The organism is Variovorax sp. Varisp46 (assembly GCF_059491885.1).
Map to the genome: position 1 here is coordinate 5,138,342 of NZ_CP168515.1, position 18,573 is coordinate 5,156,914.

Consider the following 18,573-nt stretch of genomic DNA (forward strand, 5'->3'; position numbering starts at 1 on the left):
GGATCGGCGGCACCATGGAATTGAAAAAGCCCCGCTTCTGCGGGGCTTTTTCATGGGGGAACAGCTTGGGCCAGGGTGACGTATTCGGCTACCGGCACCTCCTCGGCGCGGCGCTGCGCATCGAATTCGCCTGTGTAGCCGTGCGTTTCCAGCCATTTGCCCAGCGTGTGCCGCAGGATCTTCCGGCGCTGACTGAAAGCCACCTGCACGATCTCGCCGAGCCGCGCCGCATCCACGGCCGGCGGTTCGGCCAGCGGCACCATGCGCACCACGGCGCTGTCCACGCGCGGCGGCGGGTCGAAGCTCTCGGGCGGCACGAACAGCACGTTTTCCATCTCGTAGCGCCACTGCAGCATCACGCTCAGGCGGCTGTAGTCCGAGGTGGCGGGTTTCGCCACCATGCGGTCGATCACTTCCTTTTGCAGCATGAAGTGCTGGTCGGCGACCAGGTGGGCATAGCCCAGCAGGTGGAACAGGATCGGCGTGGAGATGTTGTAGGGCAGGTTGCCCACCACGCGCAGGGGCTTCGACGCCCTGGCCGCGAGTTCGGCGAAGTCCACCTTCAGCACGTCGGATTCGATGACATCGAGCTGCGGGTGCTCGCGCAGGCGCTTGGCCAGGTCACGGTCGAGCTCGATGACCGTCAGGCGGCCGAGCCGCTCGACCAGCGGCTGCGTCAGCGCCGCGAGCCCCGGGCCGATCTCGACCATCGGATCGCCGGGCTGCGGTGCAATCTCCTGCACGATCGCGTCGATGATCCCGCCGTCGGACAAGAAATGCTGCCCGAACCGCTTTCTGGCGATGTGCTGAGCCATACCGTCAAGCCACCGTCAATGAGAAGAAAGAGAAGTTGCGCCAGGAACGCCGCGGAACCGGCTCTGCCGGGCCGCTGGCGTTGCCCCCTGCAAGGGGGTGGGCGAAGCGACACGAAGTGCGCGCAGCCTGGGGGTGTGCCATCAAGACTGGGGCGGATCGCGGTATTCGACGTAGGCGCGCGCACGCACTTCCTGTACCCAGGTGGTGAAGGCTTCGTCCACGCGCTGTTCGCGCAGCGCGGCGCGCGCGGCTTCGCGCTGCTCCGACTGGCTGAGCTTGGCATCGCGGCGGCCGACCACCTGGATCAGGTGCACGCCGAAGCGCGACACCACGGGGTCGCTGATCTGGCCCGGCGCGAGCCGGTCCATGGCTTCCTCGAATTCGGGCACGAACTGGCCCGGGCGCGACCAGCCGAGGTCGCCGCCTGCCTTGGCGCTGGCGTCCTGCGAGTTGTCGCGGGCCAGGCCGGCGAAGTCGGCGGTGCCGGCCTGCACGCGGCGTTTGAATTCGGCCAGCTGCGCCACCGCCTGCGCCGTGGTGCGCTTGGGATCGTTGAGCAGCAGGATGTGGCGCACCTGAGTCTGGGTGACCGTCGCGTCGCCCGAACCGATCTGGGCCTTGGCCAGCACCTTGAGCACGTGGAAGCCGGCGCTGGAGCGCACCGGCCCGGCGATGCCGTTCACCGCCGTCGATTGCGTGGCCTCGACGAACAGCGACGGATAGCGGTCGGCACTGCGCATGCCGATGGCGCCGCCATTGGCGCGGTCTGGCGAATCGGAGTTCTCGCGCACCAGCTTGGCGAAGTCTTCGCCGGAGCGGGCGCGCTGGGCGAGGTCCTGTGCCTTCTTCTGCGCCGCGGCCACCTGCGCGTCGGTGGCATTCTCGGGAACGGCCACCAGCACCTGCGCGAGGTTGAGGTTTTCCAGCGCCGCATTCTTGACGGCGAGGTTGCGCTGGTCGCGCAGGTATTCGTCGGCCTCGGCGTCGCTGATCTTGATCTTCGATTCGACTTCGCGGTCGCGCAGGCGCGTGAGCAGCAGCTGATCGCGCAGGTCGTTGCGGAAATCCTGCAGCGCGATGCCCTCGTCGGCCACGCGGCGGCGCAGCTCGACGAGACTGATCTCGTTCTGGCGCGCCACGGTCTGCTCGGCCTGGTCGATGGCCACTTCGTCGACCTTGAGTCCGGCTTCCTTCGCGAGCTGAAGCTGCGCACGTTCCGTGATCAGCCGCTCGAGCACGAGCCGCGTGAGCTCGCCGCGGGGGACGCGTTCGGCGTCGGGGTTCTCCTTGATCAGCCGCGACACGCGCGTCTGCACGTCGGTGTTGGTGATCGGCTCCGAGTTGACCAGCGCAACGATGTATTCGGCCGAGCGCTGCACGGGCGCCGCAGCGGGCGCAGCCGCCGGCGCACGCGCTGCGGGCGGGCCCAGGCGCGGCCCGGCGCGCATGATGTCCGTGATGCCGCTGCCGGCGCGGTAGCCCTGCGCGCCCGAGCTTGCAGCGATTGCCGCGAGGCAGCCCAGGGTGATGATGGAACGGATGTATTTCATGGCGTCGCTCAGTCGTCTCAGTCGTAATTGGTGAAGCGGCTCGGCGCCTCGCCCGGTTGGCGCAAGGGTTCGTAGCGCTGGATGTTCTGCCGCAGGGCCTGCATGGGGCTGGAGCCGATGCTCGAGAAGCCGACGAATTCGAGCTGGAACATGATGCGGGTGTTCGCCGTCACCTGGCCCGTGGTGATGCGTTGCAGCACCACGCGCCCGATCCAGCAGCAGCCGTCGTACTCGAAACCGAGCACGCCGTCCGTGAGTTTCTTGTCCTGCAGGCTGTAGTTGAGCCGGCCGACCGCATACCAGCGGCCGCCGCCCTGGCCCTTGCCGGGGCCGAGGTTCTTGCCCTTGTCACCCCAGAGGTCGTTGATCGGCCATTGCCAGCCCACGTCGATCGACTTGTTGCCGTCGGTCGCGGTCGGGGTGCTGGGCGCCTGGTAGCGGAAGGCCGCGCTCAGGTTGTGGTACGGCTCGGGGTTGTAGCGCGCGCTGATGGCCGATCGCTCCGACTTGCGCGTGTCGGGGTTGTACTGCACGACGGTATCCAGGCTCCACTTGGGCGTCCAGTTGATCTGGGCGCCCACGAGCAGGTCGCTCTTGCGGTCGGTCACCGGCGTGCCGCCGGGCAGCGTGACCTTCTGGTCGCTGAAGCGCAGCCGCTGCGCGATGCCGAAGCGTGCGGCCTCGACGCCGGTTGCCGGATCGATCAGGCGCGAGGTCACGCCCAGCGTGAGGGCGTTGGTGTCCGAGATGCGGTCGCCGCCCGAGAACGCGTTCTCGGTGTAGATGGTCGCGAAGCTGAAGTCGTTGGCCGCCGAGTCGTAGTTCGGCAGCATGCTCTGGTTGCGGTACGGCGTGTAGACGTAGTACGCGCGCGGCTCCAGCGTCTGGCGGAAGGCGCGGCCGAAGTAGCTGGCGTCGCGCTCGAAGATCAGGCCGCTGTCGAGGCTGAAGGTCGGAACCGTCCGGTTGCTGGAGGTCGGGAAGAAATACAGCGAGTTGGCGTTGTAGGGCACGCCATTGACGTACTGGACCCCGTTGAGCGTCAGCTTCGGAATGTCCGACTGCGGCAGGTAGTAGTTGTACGAGGCCGCGTTCAGCATCAGCTTGGGAATGACGAACGAACTCGGCGTGATGAACGGCCGGCTGATCGAGGCGACGGCCGAGGCGCGGTCGCCGTCGGGTTGCGACTGCTGGGTGGCGTCGTAGCCGGGCTGCCCCGCCAGGATCGTGTTCACGCGAAAGCGCGTGTAGTCCAGGTTGAGCGCCACGTCGAAGCCGTGCCAGTCGTACTTGTTGTAGTTGGCCGTGACCTGCGGCAGCCGGTCGTACGCGGGCACGATCGGCGACAGGTTGTACTGCAGGTTCTGGTACTTCAGAGTGCGGACCATGCCGCTCCAGTCGCCCTTGCTCCAGTTGAGCGATGCGTCGTTGGGCAATTGGCGCTGCGTGAGCGACGGCGTGCGCGTGAAGTCGCGCCAGTAGTCGTTGTCGCTCACCCTGTTGATGGCGATATTGGCGGACAACGAATCCAGGCCCAGCGCCTTGGCATCGAAGTCCTGGTGATGCGTGGCCCACAAGCCCCAGCGCTTGGTGCTGCCGGGCGCCGGGGTCAGGTCCTTGGCCTGGATCTCCCCTTTGGCCAGCTGCTGGAGCTGGCTGGCGCGCAGCTCGTTGTAGCGCTGGCCCACGAGCCGGTCGCTGCCCATCAGGTCGAGGCGCATCGTTCCGCTGTAGCCTTTCTCGAGGTAGCGGAACTCGTTGCTGAAATCGACACCGCGCTTGCTCATGACCGTCGGCGTGAACGTGGCGTCGCGGTTGGGCGCGATGTTCCAGTAGTACGGCTGCGCGATCTCGATGCCGTTGATGTTGTCGACGCCGATGGTGGGCGGCAGCAGGCCGCTCTTGCGCTCGTTCGACAGCGGGAAGCTCACGCTCGGAAGCGGCGGCGTGGTGATGCCCATGAAGCTCAGCCGCGCATTCTTGGCCACGCCCTCGTTTTCCTCGGTGTCCGTGGTCATCGTGGTCGCGGTGAGCAGCCAGGCCGGCATCCAGCCCGGGAAGTCCTCGCGGCGGCAGGTGGTGTAGGTGGCTTCGCGGGCCACCGACACGTTGGCGTCGACGAAGTCGATGCGCTTGGCCTCGCCGTGCGCTTCGTTCGCGAGGAACTGGTAGCGCACGTTGTTGAAGAAACCCTCGAAGGTCTCGAGCTTGAGCTGCAGCTCGGGGCCTTCGTACACGTTGCCGGCCTGGTTGACCCGCACGTTGCCGGTGGCCTTGGCGCGGTCGTCCGGCTGGTAGTACTCGAGCCGGTCGGCAGTGATGGACACCGCGCCGCGCCGCAGCGTGGCGTTGCCTTCGACCACGGTCTCGAGGTCGGGCCGGCCGGAGATGCGGTCGCCGGTGATGATGCTGGGCATCTGGCTGCGGTCCGCGGGCGTCAGGGTTTCGGTCAGCAGCGGCGTGCGCTTCAGCGTGAGCGGCCCGTCGAGGTTGCCGGCCTGCTGCGCGGACGCGCCATGCGCGTGCATCAGGGCCAGCGACAGAACGGCCAGCGGCAGCGGCGGGGTGGAGCGCCGCAGGGCGACACGCCGGCGCATCAAGCCACCCGCCCCGCTGTTCCGAGGGAAGCCACCGACTCCCCGAGGGAGAGCGGCAGCGAGCGCACAAGGTGCCAAGCGTGGGGGCTTTGGGTCGTAGGCATCGGTTCGGAACGAAGGATCGTCGGGAGACGGCGCGGCAGGCCGGCGGGTTGCAGGGGCCAGCAGCAACCCGCATCGGCCGGAAGCCGGCCAAGGGGGATTGCCGCGCCAGGCGGATTTGTAGAATCGATTATCCATGACAGCACCCCCGCCCCCGGCCTCATTGGCCCCAAGCCCCGCCGAGACCATCCCCTGGACCGATCCGCAACGGGCCGAAGCGTTCCGGGCCTGGGTGGCCGCCGTCGCGCCTGCCCACCGGTTGCTGCCCGACACGGTGCGGCTCGCCTCGGCCGACGCGAGCTTCCGCCGCTATTTCCGCCTCGACACCGCCGACCCCGCCGCGCCGACGCGCATCGTGATGGACGCCCCGCCGGACAAGGAAAACAGCGCCCCCTTCGTCCAGGTGGCGCAGCTGATGGCCGGCGCCGGCGTACTCGCCCCCATGGTGCTCGAATGGGACCAGCCCCGCGGCTTCCTGCTGCTCGACGACCTGGGCCGCCAGACCATGCTGGACGTGATCGATCCGGCCCGGCCCGACGCGAGCCGCCCGCTCTACGACCAGGCCATCGACGCATTGATCCGCTGGCAGCTGGCCTCCAAACCCGGCGTGCTGCCGCCCTACGACCGGGCGCTGCTGGAGCGCGAGCTGGCGCTGTTCCCCGAGTGGTACATCGGCCGCCACCGCGGCATCGCGGTCGAGGGCAAGCTGAAGGAGCGGCTGGAGCGCAGCTTCAAGCTGATCGTCGAGAGCAACCTCGCATCGCCCAGCGTCTACGTGCACCGCGACTTCATGCCGCGCAACCTCATGGCCGGCAACGGTCCCGCGCTCGGCGTGCTCGACTTCCAGGACGCGGTCTACGGCCCCATCACCTACGACGTCGCCAGCCTGATGCGCGACGCCTTCCTGAGCTGGGACGAGGAATTCGTGCTCGACGTCACCATCCGCTACTGGACGGCGGCGCGCAAGGCTGGCCTGCCGGTCGACGAGGACTTCGGCGCCTTCTACCGCGCAGTCGAGTGGATGGGGCTGCAGCGCCACCTGAAGGTGGCCGGCATCTTCGCGCGCCTCACGCTGCGCGACGGCAAGCCCAAGTACCTGGCCGACACGCCGCGCTTCATCGCCTACATCCGCGCCACCGCCAGCCGCTACATGGAGCTGACGCCGCTGCTGCGCGTGATCGACGAAGTCGAGGGCACCTCGGCCCTCACCGGCTTCGCCTACGGCCGCGTCTGAAGGAAAACGGCTGCCCACGCCATCGATTTCACAGCATGCCGCGTTTTCACTGTTCCGTGCCGCTGACCGCCGGCGCCAGCCTGGCGCTGCCGGCCGGCGCCGCACGCCATGTTCAGGTGCTGCGGATGCAGCCCGGCGATGCGCTCACGCTGTTCGACGGCGCAGGCGGCGAATACGCGGCGACGGTCGAGCGCATGGGCCGCAGCGAGGTCGCGGTGACGGTCGGCGCGCACCAGCCGGTGGAGCGTGAAGCCCCGCGCGCCGTGCATCTCGCGGTCGGGATGCCGGCGAACGAGCGCATGGACTGGCTGGTGGAGAAAGCCACCGAGCTCGGCGTGGCGAGCATCCAGCCGCTGGCCACGGCCCACGGCGTGCTTCGCCTCTCGGGCGAGCGCGCCGAGAAGAAGCGGGCGCACTGGGAGGCGATCGCGGTCGCGGCCTGCGAGCAGTGCGGGCGCAACCGGGTGCCGGTGGTCCTTCCGGTGCAGTCCTTTTCGGGCTGGCTCGATGCGCAGCACGACACGGGATCGACCGCCGTGCGCCTCGTGCTGAGCCTTGCGGAGGGCACGCGCACCCTTCCTGCGGTGCAGATCCCCGATCGCCACGGCGCAGTCGTCCTGAGCGGCCCCGAAGGCGGCCTGAGCAGCTCGGAAGAACAGCAGGCCATCGCCCGCGGCTTCGCCCCCGTCACCCTCGGCACGCGCGTGCTGCGCGCCGAAACCGCGGCGCTGGCCGCGCTGGTGTGCCTCGCCGGGCCCTAGGCAGGCCGCGCAAGGTGGTGTTTTCCGCAACGCGCGCGCGGAAAGCCTGAGAAACAATCGTTACTCTACTGAGACAAAAGAAGGACTTTCGATGTCCCGCTCGCCTGGTCCACTGCGCCTCGCCCCTCTCGTCCTTGCCGCGCTGGTGTGCGCCGCACAGGGCGCGCTCGCCCAGAGCCCGGCTGTCGCCCCCACGCCCGCGCAGGTCAGCCCCGATGTCGACAAGGTCTATGCCCAACTGATGGCAGCACCGGCCATCCAGAAGCTGCTCGACGCGGTCAGGGCCGACCACGAGCGCTCGGTCGAAGACCTGAGGATGCTCACCGAGATCGAGGCGCCGCCGTTCAAGGAACAGAAGCGCGCCGAAGCCTTTCTCGCGCGCATGAAGGCGTTCGGCCTGACGCACGCGAAGATCGACGCCGAAGGCAACGTGGTCGGCCTGCGCAAGGGCACGGGCAACGGGCCGAAGCTGCTGATCTCCGCGCACCTCGACACGGTGTTCCCTGCAGGCACTGACGTGAAGGTGAAGGAGCGCGACGGCCGGCTCCACGCGCCGGGCATTGCGGACGACACCCGCGGGCTCGCCGTGCTGCTGTCATGGCTCAAGGTGCTCAACGACAACAAGGTCCAGACCGTGGGCGACCTGCTGTTCGTCGGCAACGTCGGCGAGGAAGAGCTCGGCAACCTGCGCGGCATCAAGGCCGTCTTCAACGACCACCTCGACATCGACGGCATGGTGGGGCTGGAGCCGTCGCCGCCGGGCGCGGTGCTGGTGCTCGGCACCGCGAGCCACCGCTACGAGGTCACGTTCCAGGGCCCGGGCGGCCACAGCTTCGGCGCCTTCGGCCAGGTGCCCAGCGCCATCCACGGCATGGGCCGCGCCATCGCGAAGATCGCCGAGATCCGCACGCCGAGCTTCCCGAAGACGACCTTCACCGTCGGCACCGTGGGCGGCGGGACCTCGGTCAACACCATCGCGCCGGATGCGCGCATGGCCATCGACATCCGCTCGGACGACATGGCCTCGCTGCTGGAGACCGAAAAGAAGATCCTCGCGGCCATCGACGAAGCCGTGGTCGAGGAAAACAAGCGCTGGAACGTCAACACGCTGAGCGTGAGCGCCAAGCTCATCGGCAACCGCCCCGGCGGCCGCACGCCGCCCGACTCGGTGATCGTGGAGGCCGCCGTCCGCTCGAACAGCGCCTTCGGTCACAAGACCCTGCTGCGCGGCGGCAGCACCGACGCCAACGTGCCGATCTCGCTGGGCATTCCGGCCATCATCGTCGGCGGCGGCGGCAAGGCCTCGGGATTCCATTCGCTGAGCGAGTCCATCGACGTGACAGACGCGTGGAAAGGCGCGCAGAATTCGCTGCTCACCGTGCTGGGCCTGGTGGGAGTGCAAGGGGTCAGTCCCGCATTGCTCCCCAAACGGACGGCCCGTACCAAGTAATTTGTCACGTTGCCAGTTTGAAAGTGATGTTCCACTTTCAGCTTATGGCCCGCGGCGCCTAACAATGCTGTCGGTCTGTCACACACCAAAAGGAAAAGCCATGGGATTGCTCGATTCAGTACTCGGTCAGGTGCTCGGGGGCGCGGCCCAGCAGCAGCAACCGCAAAGCGGTGGACTGGGCGATCTGGGAGGCCTGGCCGGCGCGCTGGGCGGCCTGCTCGCCAACAACGGCGGGCAGGGCGGCCTGGGCGGTCTGGTCTCGAAATTCGAGCAGGCGGGCATGGGCGACGTCATCGGCTCGTGGATCGGCAAGGGGGAAAACCAGCCGGTTTCGGGCGATCAGCTGCAAAACGCGCTGGGCAGCGACACCATCGCTGCCATCGCGTCCAAGCTCGGCATCAACGCGCAAACGCTGCTGCCGATGCTGGCCACCATGCTGCCAGCGCTGATCGACCAGCTCACGCCGCACGGCAAAGTCCCGGACCAGGGTCTGGGCAACCACGACGACCTGCTGGGTTCGCTCAGCGGCCTGCTGCAAGGCAGGCAGTCCTGACCGAAGGACTGTCTTCTCCTGAATTCATGCGCCCGCGAGGGCGCTTTTTTTTGGCCGCGCGTGTTGGCCGACAATCCCGCTGGCATCAATCGAGGGAAATGGCATGGCGGGCAGTCGCAAGTCGAAGGAAGAAGGTCTGGACGCGCAGCCCGATGGCACCGTGCGGTGGTCCAAGGGCATGCGCGAGGCGCTCGCGCAATTCAACGACCGGCCCTGCGGCCACTGCGGCGGCCTGCTCTGCGACGAACGCCGCCTCTGCGACAGCCTCGACTTCTTTCGCCGCCACCGCTCCCGCTTCTACCCCCCGCGCGCCGCGCGGCTGCGCATGCTCGACATGCACGGCGTCGCGGCGGCGGAACTGTTCTTCGAGCCGTCCCCGCACAAGGAAGCGGTGACCGACCTGCTGGCCATCCACGATCCGGCGGTCGTTGGCTTCTTCGTGGCCCAGGTCAAGCAGATCGACTGCAAGAACGCCCTCGTCAAGCAGGCGGGCCGCTGGCCGTTGTTCGTGCTGCGCGAGTTGCTGTCGGCGAACCCGGCGCGGCACCAGGCCGGCGCCGCGCTGGTCCTGGAGCTGCTGGCCGCGAACCCCGACTGGCAGAAACCGCTGGAAGCCTCTTGCGACGACGCCCAGCGCAAGACGCTCGCGCGCCTGCAGGAAGACAGCTCCGTCGGAGTGACCGATGCCGCTGTCGATGCCTGGCCCGCGCTGCTGCGGCGCCCGCCGTGGAAGAACCGGCAGGCGCTGCCCGTCATCCCGACGCTGGCCTTGCAGCCCCTGCCGCCGACGGCGCGGCTGCACTGGAGCGATCTGCCGCCACCGCAATACCTGCAGGCCACGGGCGAATCGTCCGACTGGCTGGCCCGCGAACTCCGGGTCTCGCGCGAAAGCGCCGACCGGTGGATGAACGAGTTCGCGCGCAACCAACCCGACGCGCCTGCAGAGGTGCGCGAGGGCGGCACGGTTCACAAGGCCTTGTGGATGCTGGGCCTGCGCCCCGAGCTCATCGAGGCCGTCGCAGCGAACGGCCGCGAGATCGGTCCGGAAGACTTCGGCACGCTGCCGGGCAGCCGCTGGGGCGTCGCCGAACGCATCTGGCACCTGCCCCTGCCGCTGGCTGTCGCGGTATTCATGCATGGGCCGCCCCCCATCCTGTACTCGGGCGATGTCTCGCGCGTGCGGCCCATCCTCCATGCGTTCGGCGCTGCCGCGCTGCCGGGGCTGCCGCGCTTTCTCAAGCAGGGCTCTCGCGCAATGTTCGAGCTGGCCTCGGTCATCGAATGGGATCCGCTCGCCGGCTGGATCGCCAGGGGCTTTCACACCAACCGCTGGGTCCGGCGCGAAGCCGGCGAGTGGCTGGCGCGCTATCCCGACACGGCTGCGCGCGGCCTTGTTCCCGTCGCGCTGGGCGAACCCGGCCCCGCGCGCGAGGCGGCGCAGGCCGCGCTGCGCTGGCTGCACGGCGCCGGCCACGCCGAAGCGGTGCGCAACCAGGCCCACGCCTACGGCGCCGAAGCCGCCAATGCGGTGGCGCAGCTGCTGGCCATCGCGCCCGAAGAACTCCTGCCCGACAACCTGCCCGTGGTGCCGAAGGCCTTGCCGCTGGTAGCGCTTCCCCGCCTGATCCTCAAGGCAGGCGGGGAAGCGCTACCGCAGGCGGTGGTGCCCGACGTGCTGATGGCGATGATGCTCGGCAAGCCCGACGCCCCCTATCCTGGGCTGGCCGGGCTGCTGGATGCACTCACGCCCGATTCCCTCGCGCGCTTCGGCCGCGCGCTGCTGGCCTGGTGGATCGGCAACGGCCGCCCGGCCAAGGAGCGCTGGATGTTCACGCTGCAGGGCCGCCTCGGCGACGGCGAGACCGCGCGCCAGCTCTACGGCCTGCTGCGCCAGTGGCGCGTTGCGCTCGACCGCGTGCGCGCCTACGACGCGATGGCGATGCTCGGCGAGATCGGCAGTGATGCCGCGCTGATGCACCTGGCCGAACTCGCGCGCCAGACCCGCCACGACGACCTGCGCACGCGCGCTGATCGCATGCTCGGCGAAGTGGCCGAACAGCGCGGCCTCAGCCTCGACCAGCTGGCCGATCGCACCGTCCCCGACCTCGGCCTCGACACGCGCGCCCGGCTGACGCTCGACTTCGGCCCGCGCAGCTTCGAAGTGCGCATGGACGACAACTTCCAGCCTGTGGTGCACGACGCCAGGGGCAAGGTGCTCAAGACGCTGCCCAAGCCGGGCGCCAACGACGACGCCGGCAAGGCCGCCGCTGCGACCACGCAGCTGAAGGAGCTGCGCAAGCTCGCGAAGACCGTGGCCACCACGCAGGTCAAGCGCCTCGAGGCCGCGATGTGCGCGCAGCGCCGCTGGGGCCCCGACGAATTCATTCCCTTCTTCGCCAACCATCCGGTGCTGCGGGTCTTCAGCCGGCCGCTGGTCTGGGGCCTGTTCGACGCATCGGGCAGGCAGCTCGAAGGCATCTTCCGCATCAGCGCCGAAGGCGAGCTGACCGACCTGCAGGACGACGCCGTCAAGCTGCCCGAGACCGCGCGCATCGGCCTGCCGCATCCGCTCGAAGTCGCGGCCCTCGACCCGTCGCTGGCAACTGCCTGGGCCGCCGTGCTGGCCGACTACGAAATCGTGCAGCCCTTCGAACAGCTGATGCGCCCGGTCTTCGTGCTCGACGAAGCGCTGCGCCCGCGCCGCGAGCTGCCGCACTGGGCCGGCCGCGCCATATCGAACGCCGCCCTCATGGGCCTGGAAACGCGCGGCTGGCAACGCGAGGTGGGCGACGGCGGCATGGTCGACAGCTTCAACAAGGCCGTGCCCGGCGGACGCCGCATCTGCCTGCAAATCGAAGAAGGCTGGTTCGTGCAGGACAGCCCCGACGGCAAGGAACTTCAGACCGTGCGCGCGGTGGCGCTCGACGGCACCGAAGGCACGCTGGGCGACCTGCCGCCTGTCGTTTTCAGTGAAATCGAACGCGACCTGCAACGCGCGATTCGGGACACACCATGAACCGCAACCTCTGGCTGCTCGCCATCTGCCAGGGCCTGCTCCTGACCAACAACGTCACCTTCATCGCCATCAACGGGCTGGTGGGCCTGAGCATCGCGCCGCGCGGCTGGATGGCGACGCTTCCGGTGATGAGCTACGTGATCGGCGGCGCGCTCAGCACCGGGCTGGTGGCCCGCACGCAGCAACGCCTCGGCCGGCGCGGCTCGTTCCAGACCGGGTTGGCGGTGGCGCTGGTGTCGGCCTTGCTGTGCTGCTACGCGGCTGCCACGAAGAATTTCTGGCTGCTGTGCTTCGCCACGGTGGTCGCGGGCTACTACAACGCCAATGCGGGGCTCTACCGTTTTGCCGCAGCCGAGCTCGCCGCGCCGGCGTGGCGCGAGAAGGCGGTGTCGGTGGTGATGGCGGGCGGGCTGATCGGCGCGGTCGCGGGGCCCAACCTCGCGACGGCCACGCGCCAGGTCTTTGCCGTGCCGTTCGCGGGCGCCTATATCGCGCTGGCCGCGGTGGCGCTGCTGTCGATGGCGGTGATGCACTTCATCGAATTCCCCGCCGCGCCCACGCGCACGGGGCCCGCCGGGGGCCGGCCACTGGGCGAGATCATGCGGCAGCCGGTGTTCATCGTGGCCGCCGCCGCGGGCGCGCTGGGCTACGGCGTGATGAACCTGCTGATGGCCGCAACGCCCATCGCGATGCAGATCTGCAGCCTGCCGTTCTCCGATGCCGCGCTGGTGCTCGAATGGCATGTGATCGGCATGTTCGCACCGGGGTTCTTCACCGGCCATTTGATCCGCCGCTTCGGCGCGCTGCCGGTGATGGGCGTGGGGCTGGTACTCAACCTCGGGTGCATCGCGATCGCGCTTTCGGGCGTCGAGCTGCACCACTTCGTCGTGGCGCTGTGCCTGCTGGGCGTGGGCTGGAATTTCCTGTTCACCGGCAGCACCACGCTCTCGCTCACGACCTACACCGCCGAGGAGCGCAACCGTGCACAGGGTGCGCTGAACTTCTGCGTGTTCGGCACGCTGGCGGTGACTTCGTTCGCCTCCGGCGTGCTGGTCACCACGCAGGGCTGGCGACTGCTGAACCTCGGTTCGCTGGTGCCGGTGGTGCTGACGGGCGCGGCGCTGGTCTGGCTGGCGCGCAGGCGTGCCGTCAGGCCGGCGACGGAAAGCGCCGGTTGAGCCAACGCTGCAGCGCCTCGAAGACAGGGTCGGCTTCGAGCTCGTTGAAGATCTCGTGGTACAGCTTGTCGAAGCAGTGCGCCTCGACCTTGCCGCCGGGCGCAGCGGCCGCGGCAAAGGCGCGGCTGGCGGCGGGCACCACGAGGCGGTCGTCGCCCGCGTAGAGCAGCAGTGTCGGCACGGGCCAGCTGGCGGCCCGCTGCTGCACCGTCGCGCCTTCGTACGCCAGGAAGCGCGCGAGCCGGCCGCCGATGCGGTCGTGCGTGAGCGGGTCGTCGCGGTAGGCCTGCACCACGGCCGGGTCGTGCGAGAGGTAGTTGTCGTCGAGCCCGTTGCCCACGCGCAGGTTGGGCGCAATGCGCGGCAGCACCGCGAGCAGCGCCTTCTGTAAACCGCCCAGGCCCGGATCGAGCCCTGGCGATGAAAGCACCAGCCCATCGACCGGCCGCACCCCGCGCGCCACCAGGCTCGCGGCCACCAGCCCGCCCAGGCTGTGGCCCAGCAGCACGAGCGGCAGGCCGGGGTTCTCGCGGCGCGCATCGTCGATCACGAGGGCGAGGTCGTCGACCAGCCGCAACTCGCCGGGCAGGCCGCCGCGCGCGCCGGTCGATTCGCCATGTCCGTGGTGGTCGTGCGCCCACACGGCGAAGTCCCATTCGTGCAGGCATTCCGCAAGCGCGTGGTAGCGGCCCGCGTGCTCGCCGAGCCCATGGACCACCACGATCACGGCGCGCGCCGGACCGGGCGCCGGCAGCCGGCGCAAGGCGAGCGTCTCGCCGTCCGGCGTGGACAGCGACACGCGCTGCGGCAAAGGCAGCGCCTCGCTCAAGCGGCGGCCGGCTCCGATGCAGCGGCGCGGTGCGCGGCCGGCAGCGCGGCGATCACCTCGGCCACGGCGGCGGTGAGCTTCTTGGCGTAGGGCACATGCAGGAACTCGTTCGGGCCGTGCGCGTTGCTCTTCGGACCGAGCACGCCGCAGACCATCATCTGCGCCTTGGGGAAGCCGGCGCTGAGCATGTTCATCAGCGGGATCGTGCCGCCCTGGCCGATGTAGCCGCATGAGGCGCCGAAGTGCGCCTGCGAGGCCTTGTTGAGCGCGTCCTCGAACCACGGCGTGATCGTCGGCGCGTTCCAGCCGGTGGCTCCGCCGCCGCTTTCGAATGTGACGCGGGCCTGGTAGGGTGCGTTGTCCTCGAGCAGCGCCTTGAGCTTCTGCACCGCTTCGGCCGCATCGACCAGCGGCGGCAGGCGCAGCGAGAGCTTGAACGCGGTGTACGGGCGCAGCACGTTGCCCGCGTCCTTCAGCGCCGGGAAGCCTTCGGCGCCGGTCACCGAAAGCGTCGGCTTCCAGGTGCGGTTGAGCAGCGCTTCCACCGGGTCGGTGGTGGTCGGCAGCGCGAACATGGTGGAGCCGCCGCAGTCGTAGTGCGCCCACGGGAAGCGCTTGTAGACCTCTTCGCCGAGGATCGCCGCGGTGGCCTTCGCCTGCGCCAGCCGGTCGGCCGGCACTTCGCAGTGGAAGCTCGCAGGCAGCAGGCGGCCGGTGGAGCTGTCCTCCAGGCGGTCGAGCACCTGCCGCATGATGCGGAAGCTCGAAGGCACGAGGCCCGAAGCGTCGCCCGAGTGGATGCCTTCGGTCAGCACCTCGACCTTGAGCGTGCCGCTGGCCATGCCGCGCAGCGAGGTGGTGAGCCAGAGCTGGTCGTAGTTGCCGGCGCCGGAGTCGAGGCAGATCACCAGTTCGACGCTGCCCAGCCGCGGACGCAGCGCGTCGACGTAGGGCAGCAGGTCGTAGGAGCCGCTTTCCTCGCAGGTCTCGATCAGGCCGACGATGCGCGGATGCGCCGCGCCCTGGTTCTTGAGCGCCTGCAACGCGGCGATGCTGGCGTACACGGCATAGCCGTCGTCGGCGCCGCCGCGGCCGTAGAGCAGGCCGTTCTCGTACTTGGGCGTCCAGGGGCCGAGGTCGTTGCGCCAGCCGGTGAATTCGGGCTGCTTGTCGAGGTGGCCGTACATCAGCACGGTCTCGCCCATGTCGGTGCCGGTGGCAGCCACTTCGAAGAACAGCACGGGGGTGCGACCTTCGAGGCGCACGATCTCCAGCTTCAGGCCCTCGACCTTCTGCGCCTCGACCCAGGCCGCGGCGTTGCGCAGCACGGTCTCGAGGTGGCCATTGGCCGACCAGTCCTTGTCGAAGCCGGGCGACTTGGCGGGAATGGCGATGTAGTCGGTAAGCTGCTTGAGGATGTCGCCGTCCCATCGGGCGGTGACGTCGGACAGGGCACGCTCGGCGTCGAGCGTGCCGGTGGGCATTTCGCGGTGCAGGGGGGCGTTCATCGAAGGGTTCTCCGCGGGTGACGAAAAAACGCATTTTGCGCCCGGCGGCGAGCCCGCGTAGAGTGCGGGCGATCTCAACCCGGAGCGCAATGTGAGCAAGGCAGCATCGACTCGGATCAAGGTGGGCATAGGAGGCTGGACCTACGAACCCTGGCGCGATAACTTCTATCCCAAGGGCCTCGCGCACGCGAAGGAGTTGAACTACGCAAGCCGACAGGTCAGCGCCATCGAGATCAACGGCACCTACTACAGCACCTTCAAGCCTGATACTTTCCGCAAGTGGCACGACGAAGCGCCCGAAGGCTTCGTGTTCTCGATGAAGGCCTCGCGCTTCACCACCAATCGCAAGGTGCTTGCCACCGCGGGAGACTCGATCAAGCGCTTCATCGACAGCGGCGTGAGCGAACTCGGCGACAAGCTCGGACCGATCGTGTGGCAGTTCATGCCGACCAAGCAGTTCGATGCGGAAGACTTCGAGGCTTTTCTAGAGCTGCTGCCCAAGAAGGAGGGCAGCCGCGTGCTGCGGCACGTGATGGACGTGCGGCACGAAAGCTTCATCGTGCCCGCCTACAAGGCACTCGCGAAGAAGCACAAGGTCTCGACCGTGTTCACGGACGCCGACAAGTTTCCATCGTTCGAGGAGCCCGAGGGCGATGTCGCCTACGCACGGCTCATGATGGCCGACGCCGAGCTCAAGACCGGCTACGCCCCCAAGGCGCTCGACACCTGGGCCGCACGCGCGCAGGGCTGGGCCGAGTCGCCCAGGAAGCGCGACGTGTTCGTCTACTTCATCAACGGCGCCAAAGAAAAGGCACCGGCCGCGGCCGGTGCCTTGCTGGAGCGCCTGGGATGGAAGCCTCCCGTGGTGGAGGCTTAAGCCGCCGCGTGCAGCGACGGCTTGGCGCCGAAGCTGATCTCGCCCGACAGCTGGCCGCCTTCTTCGATCACGATCTTGCCGTAGCGGATCTTGCCGGTGACCTTGCCGGTCGAGTGGATCACGAGCTTTTCGCGCACCGTGAGGCTGCCGTCGAACACGCCGCGGATTTCGGCGATATCGATCTCGGCCGAGCCCTTGAACTCGCCCTGCTCGGCGATCTGCATCAGGCGCGAGTCCATGGTGGCCTCGACGAGGCCTTCGACCACGAGCGTGTCGCAATCGGTGATCTCGACGCCCTTGAGCTTGATGTTCGGGCCGACGGTGAGCTTGCTGCCGCCTTCCTTGGCGGCAGGTGCGGCGGCCGCGTTCAGGCCGCCTTGCTGTGCGGTCAGCGACGAGGGATTGACGGGGGTTCCGGAGAGATTGGTGCCCGAACCGACGAGCGGTGCAGGGCGCGATGTCAACGAATCGGTGTCACGATCACGCTTGCCGAAGAAGGGGGACTGTGTAGCCAAGGGGGAGCTCCTCAAGAAAGGGACTATCGTAAGAACGCGCTCACGGCCTGCGGCACTTCATTGCGCAATAAGCGTAACCGAATAAGTCGGCCATGGACATGACAATGTGGCGCCATGAGCCGCTCGAACACCGACAACCTCTCCGCCGCGCACACCTCGCGCGCCATGTCGTCCGCCACCGATTCACGCTTCGACAAGCCCACGCACGGCTGGCGGCGCACGCTCTTCACGGTGATCTTCGAGGCCGACACGCGCGCCGGGCTGATGTTCGACCTGGCGCTGATCGCGGTGATCGTGACCAGCGTGCTGGTGGTGATCCTCGACAGCGTGCAGCCGATCCGAGAGCAGTGGCGGCCGCTGTTCAATGTGCTCGAGTGGGTGTTCACCATTCTCTTCACGCTGGAGTACCTCGCGCGGCTGAGCTGCGTGAACAAGCCGCTGCGCTATGCAACGAGCTTCTACGGCGTGATCGACCTGCTGGCGCTGCTGCCGACTTTTCTCGTGGCCTTCGCGCCCGAGATGGCCTACCTGATCGACGTGCGCATCCTGCGGCTGTTGCGCGTGTTCCGCATCTTCAAGCTGTCGCGCTACTCGGTGGAGTACCGCGCACTGGTGTCGGCGGTGGCATCGAGCCGGCGCAAGATCACCGTGTTCGTCGGCTTCGTGATGCTGGTGGTGCTGGTGATGGGCACACTGATGTACGTGGTCGAAGGGCCGGTGCATGGCTTCACCAGCATCCCGGTGGCGATCTACTGGGCCATCTCGACGATGGCCACGGTGGGCTTCGGCGACCTCGTGCCCAAGACCGACCTGGGCCGCGCGATCGCCTCCGTCATGATGCTGCTGGGCTGGGGCGTGCTCGCGGTACCGACCGGCATCGTGACCGCGGAGATGGCGCGGCGCGGACCCGATGACGAAGCAATGCCATTGGCGCCGCGCGGCATCCTCGCGATGACGGCGCCGCTCAGCGTGCCGCCGAAGCGCGTTACGCCTGCGGCCAGACGACGCGCCCTTGCGCAGCATCGCCGAGGCGGGCGATGAAGGCATCGGCATCGGGCTCGGGGAGCGAGAAGGCGAAGGCGACGTCGTCGCCATGCTGCACGCCGTCGAGCACCGCCCCGGCCGCGGCGAGTTCGCGCCGCACGAGTCCTTCGAGCGCATAGGGCACGGCGCAGCGCAGGCTGCGCTGGCGCAGCAACGGCACGAGCGTGGCGCCGAGCAGGGCCTGTGCAACCGCGTCGGTGTAGGCCCGCACGAGACCGCCCGCGCCGAGCTTCACGCCGCCGAAGTAGCGCACCACGGTCGCGAGCGCGCCTTCGACCTGCTGGTGGTGCAACACCTCCAGCATCGGTCGGCCGGCCGTGCCGCCGGGTTCGCCGTCGTCGTTCGCGGCCGACTGGCCGCCGGCCATCAGGGCCCAGCACACATGTGCGGCCGCGGGGTGTTCGGCGCGCAGCGAGGCAACCACGGCCAGCGCGGCCGCTCGGTCGGCCACCGGCTGCACGCAGCCGATGAAGCGGCTTTTCTTGATGAGCAGCTCGCTGTGGACCGGCTGTGCAAGCGTGAAGCTCATCCGGCGTTCTTCGT

Annotated in this window: 15 protein-coding genes; 8 read left to right on the forward strand and 7 right to left on the reverse strand. The window is 68.6% G+C overall.

Going from position 1 to position 18,573, the window contains the following annotated elements; genetic code table 11:
- Positions 1-50 precede the first annotated feature (50 nt).
- The 3 genes from rsmA to ACEN9N_RS24375 all read right to left on the reverse strand — a co-directional run bounded on the left by rsmA (position 51) and on the right by ACEN9N_RS24375 (position 4,963).
- Positions 51-815: a 16S rRNA (adenine(1518)-N(6)/adenine(1519)-N(6))-dimethyltransferase RsmA gene (rsmA, locus tag ACEN9N_RS24365; RefSeq protein WP_413313666.1), complete on the reverse strand. Its 765-nt coding sequence runs from the start codon at positions 813-815 to the stop codon at positions 51-53.
- Between the two features lie 141 nt (positions 816-956).
- On the reverse strand, positions 957-2,366 hold the full coding sequence (locus ACEN9N_RS24370; RefSeq protein WP_007834884.1) for a peptidylprolyl isomerase: 1,410 nt from the start codon (positions 2,364-2,366) through the stop codon (positions 957-959).
- A 17-nt stretch (positions 2,367-2,383) separates the two neighbouring features.
- Positions 2,384-4,963, reverse strand: coding sequence for an LPS-assembly protein LptD (locus ACEN9N_RS24375; protein ID WP_495654716.1), 2,580 nt, complete (start codon positions 4,961-4,963; stop codon positions 2,384-2,386).
- A 238-nt stretch (positions 4,964-5,201) separates the two neighbouring features.
- Here ACEN9N_RS24375 and ACEN9N_RS24380 point away from each other — a divergent pair, with 238 nt between their 5' ends.
- The 6 genes from ACEN9N_RS24380 to ACEN9N_RS24405 all read left to right on the forward strand — a co-directional run bounded on the left by ACEN9N_RS24380 (position 5,202) and on the right by ACEN9N_RS24405 (position 13,257).
- Entirely contained in the window at positions 5,202-6,299 is a 1,098-nt protein-coding gene (locus ACEN9N_RS24380; RefSeq protein ID WP_413313663.1) for an aminoglycoside phosphotransferase family protein, read from the forward strand.
- Between the two features lie 35 nt (positions 6,300-6,334).
- Positions 6,335-7,060 (forward strand): 16S rRNA (uracil(1498)-N(3))-methyltransferase, encoded by a 726-nt coding sequence (locus ACEN9N_RS24385; RefSeq protein WP_495654717.1) that lies wholly within the window; start codon positions 6,335-6,337, stop codon positions 7,058-7,060.
- Between the two features lie 91 nt (positions 7,061-7,151).
- Positions 7,152-8,510 (forward strand): M20/M25/M40 family metallo-hydrolase, encoded by a 1,359-nt coding sequence (locus tag ACEN9N_RS24390; protein WP_495654718.1) that lies wholly within the window; start codon positions 7,152-7,154, stop codon positions 8,508-8,510.
- Between the two features lie 100 nt (positions 8,511-8,610).
- Complete coding sequence (locus tag ACEN9N_RS24395; protein ID WP_007834874.1) at positions 8,611-9,063, forward strand: YidB family protein; 453 nt, start codon at positions 8,611-8,613, stop codon at positions 9,061-9,063.
- A gap of 103 nt (positions 9,064-9,166) precedes the next feature.
- The gene (locus ACEN9N_RS24400; RefSeq protein ID WP_495654719.1) at positions 9,167-12,079 is read left to right on the forward strand and encodes a DUF4132 domain-containing protein; all 2,913 of its coding nucleotides are present in this window, start codon (positions 9,167-9,169) and stop codon (positions 12,077-12,079) included.
- Positions 12,076-13,257: an MFS transporter gene (locus ACEN9N_RS24405; protein WP_495654720.1), complete on the forward strand. Its 1,182-nt coding sequence runs from the start codon at positions 12,076-12,078 to the stop codon at positions 13,255-13,257. Before ACEN9N_RS24400 ends, ACEN9N_RS24405 begins: the two co-directional genes overlap by 4 nt.
- Here the strand turns inward: ACEN9N_RS24405 and ACEN9N_RS24410 are convergent.
- Together ACEN9N_RS24410 and ACEN9N_RS24415 are read right to left on the reverse strand one after the other, a co-directional pair.
- Positions 13,229-14,086 (reverse strand): alpha/beta hydrolase, encoded by an 858-nt coding sequence (locus tag ACEN9N_RS24410; RefSeq protein ID WP_495654721.1) that lies wholly within the window; start codon positions 14,084-14,086, stop codon positions 13,229-13,231. The two genes, ACEN9N_RS24405 and ACEN9N_RS24410, sit on opposite strands and share 29 nt — an antisense overlap.
- Positions 14,083-15,594: a M20 family metallopeptidase gene (locus ACEN9N_RS24415; RefSeq protein WP_413313658.1), complete on the reverse strand. Its 1,512-nt coding sequence runs from the start codon at positions 15,592-15,594 to the stop codon at positions 14,083-14,085. Before ACEN9N_RS24415 ends, ACEN9N_RS24410 begins: the two co-directional genes overlap by 4 nt.
- 91 nt (positions 15,595-15,685) lie before the next feature.
- On the opposite strand from ACEN9N_RS24415, the gene ACEN9N_RS24420 reads away from it, so the two are divergent.
- Positions 15,686-16,471, forward strand: coding sequence for a DUF72 domain-containing protein (locus ACEN9N_RS24420; RefSeq protein WP_413313657.1), 786 nt, complete (start codon positions 15,686-15,688; stop codon positions 16,469-16,471).
- On the opposite strand, the gene ACEN9N_RS24425 is transcribed toward ACEN9N_RS24420, so the two are convergent.
- Positions 16,468-16,986: a bactofilin family protein gene (locus tag ACEN9N_RS24425; RefSeq protein ID WP_007834862.1), complete on the reverse strand. Its 519-nt coding sequence runs from the start codon at positions 16,984-16,986 to the stop codon at positions 16,468-16,470. The genes ACEN9N_RS24420 and ACEN9N_RS24425 overlap by 4 nt on opposite strands.
- Positions 16,987-17,100: 114 nt before the next feature.
- On the opposite strand from ACEN9N_RS24425, the gene ACEN9N_RS24430 reads away from it, so the two are divergent.
- Complete coding sequence (locus ACEN9N_RS24430) at positions 17,101-18,027, forward strand: ion transporter (protein WP_413313656.1); 927 nt, start codon at positions 17,101-17,103, stop codon at positions 18,025-18,027.
- On the opposite strand, the gene ACEN9N_RS24435 is transcribed toward ACEN9N_RS24430, so the two are convergent.
- Complete coding sequence (locus ACEN9N_RS24435; RefSeq protein WP_495654722.1) at positions 17,972-18,559, reverse strand: IMPACT family protein; 588 nt, start codon at positions 18,557-18,559, stop codon at positions 17,972-17,974. The genes ACEN9N_RS24430 and ACEN9N_RS24435 overlap by 56 nt on opposite strands.
- Positions 18,560-18,573: the final 14 nt, after the last annotated feature.

What these genes read in the sequence shown, in the direction of transcription:
- ACEN9N_RS24430 (WP_413313656.1), top strand. Translation starts at nt 17,101, where the DNA reads ATGAGCCGCTCGAACACCGACAACCTCTCCGCCGCGCACACCTCGCGC.
- ACEN9N_RS24405 (WP_495654720.1), top strand. Translation starts at nt 12,076, where the DNA reads ATGAACCGCAACCTCTGGCTGCTCGCCATCTGCCAGGGCCTGCTCCTG.
- rsmA (WP_413313666.1), bottom strand. Translation starts at nt 815, where the DNA reads ATGGCTCAGCACATCGCCAGAAAGCGGTTCGGGCAGCATTTCTTGTCC.
- ACEN9N_RS24395 (WP_007834874.1), top strand. Translation starts at nt 8,611, where the DNA reads ATGGGATTGCTCGATTCAGTACTCGGTCAGGTGCTCGGGGGCGCGGCC.
- ACEN9N_RS24400 (WP_495654719.1), top strand. Translation starts at nt 9,167, where the DNA reads ATGGCGGGCAGTCGCAAGTCGAAGGAAGAAGGTCTGGACGCGCAGCCC.
- ACEN9N_RS24375 (WP_495654716.1), bottom strand. Translation starts at nt 4,963, where the DNA reads ATGCGCCGGCGTGTCGCCCTGCGGCGCTCCACCCCGCCGCTGCCGCTG.
- ACEN9N_RS24385 (WP_495654717.1), top strand. Translation starts at nt 6,335, where the DNA reads ATGCCGCGTTTTCACTGTTCCGTGCCGCTGACCGCCGGCGCCAGCCTG.
- ACEN9N_RS24370 (WP_007834884.1), bottom strand. Translation starts at nt 2,366, where the DNA reads ATGAAATACATCCGTTCCATCATCACCCTGGGCTGCCTCGCGGCAATC.
- ACEN9N_RS24415 (WP_413313658.1), bottom strand. Translation starts at nt 15,594, where the DNA reads ATGAACGCCCCCCTGCACCGCGAAATGCCCACCGGCACGCTCGACGCC.
- ACEN9N_RS24380 (WP_413313663.1), top strand. Translation starts at nt 5,202, where the DNA reads ATGACAGCACCCCCGCCCCCGGCCTCATTGGCCCCAAGCCCCGCCGAG.
- ACEN9N_RS24435 (WP_495654722.1), bottom strand. Translation starts at nt 18,559, where the DNA reads ATGAGCTTCACGCTTGCACAGCCGGTCCACAGCGAGCTGCTCATCAAG.
- ACEN9N_RS24390 (WP_495654718.1), top strand. Translation starts at nt 7,152, where the DNA reads ATGTCCCGCTCGCCTGGTCCACTGCGCCTCGCCCCTCTCGTCCTTGCC.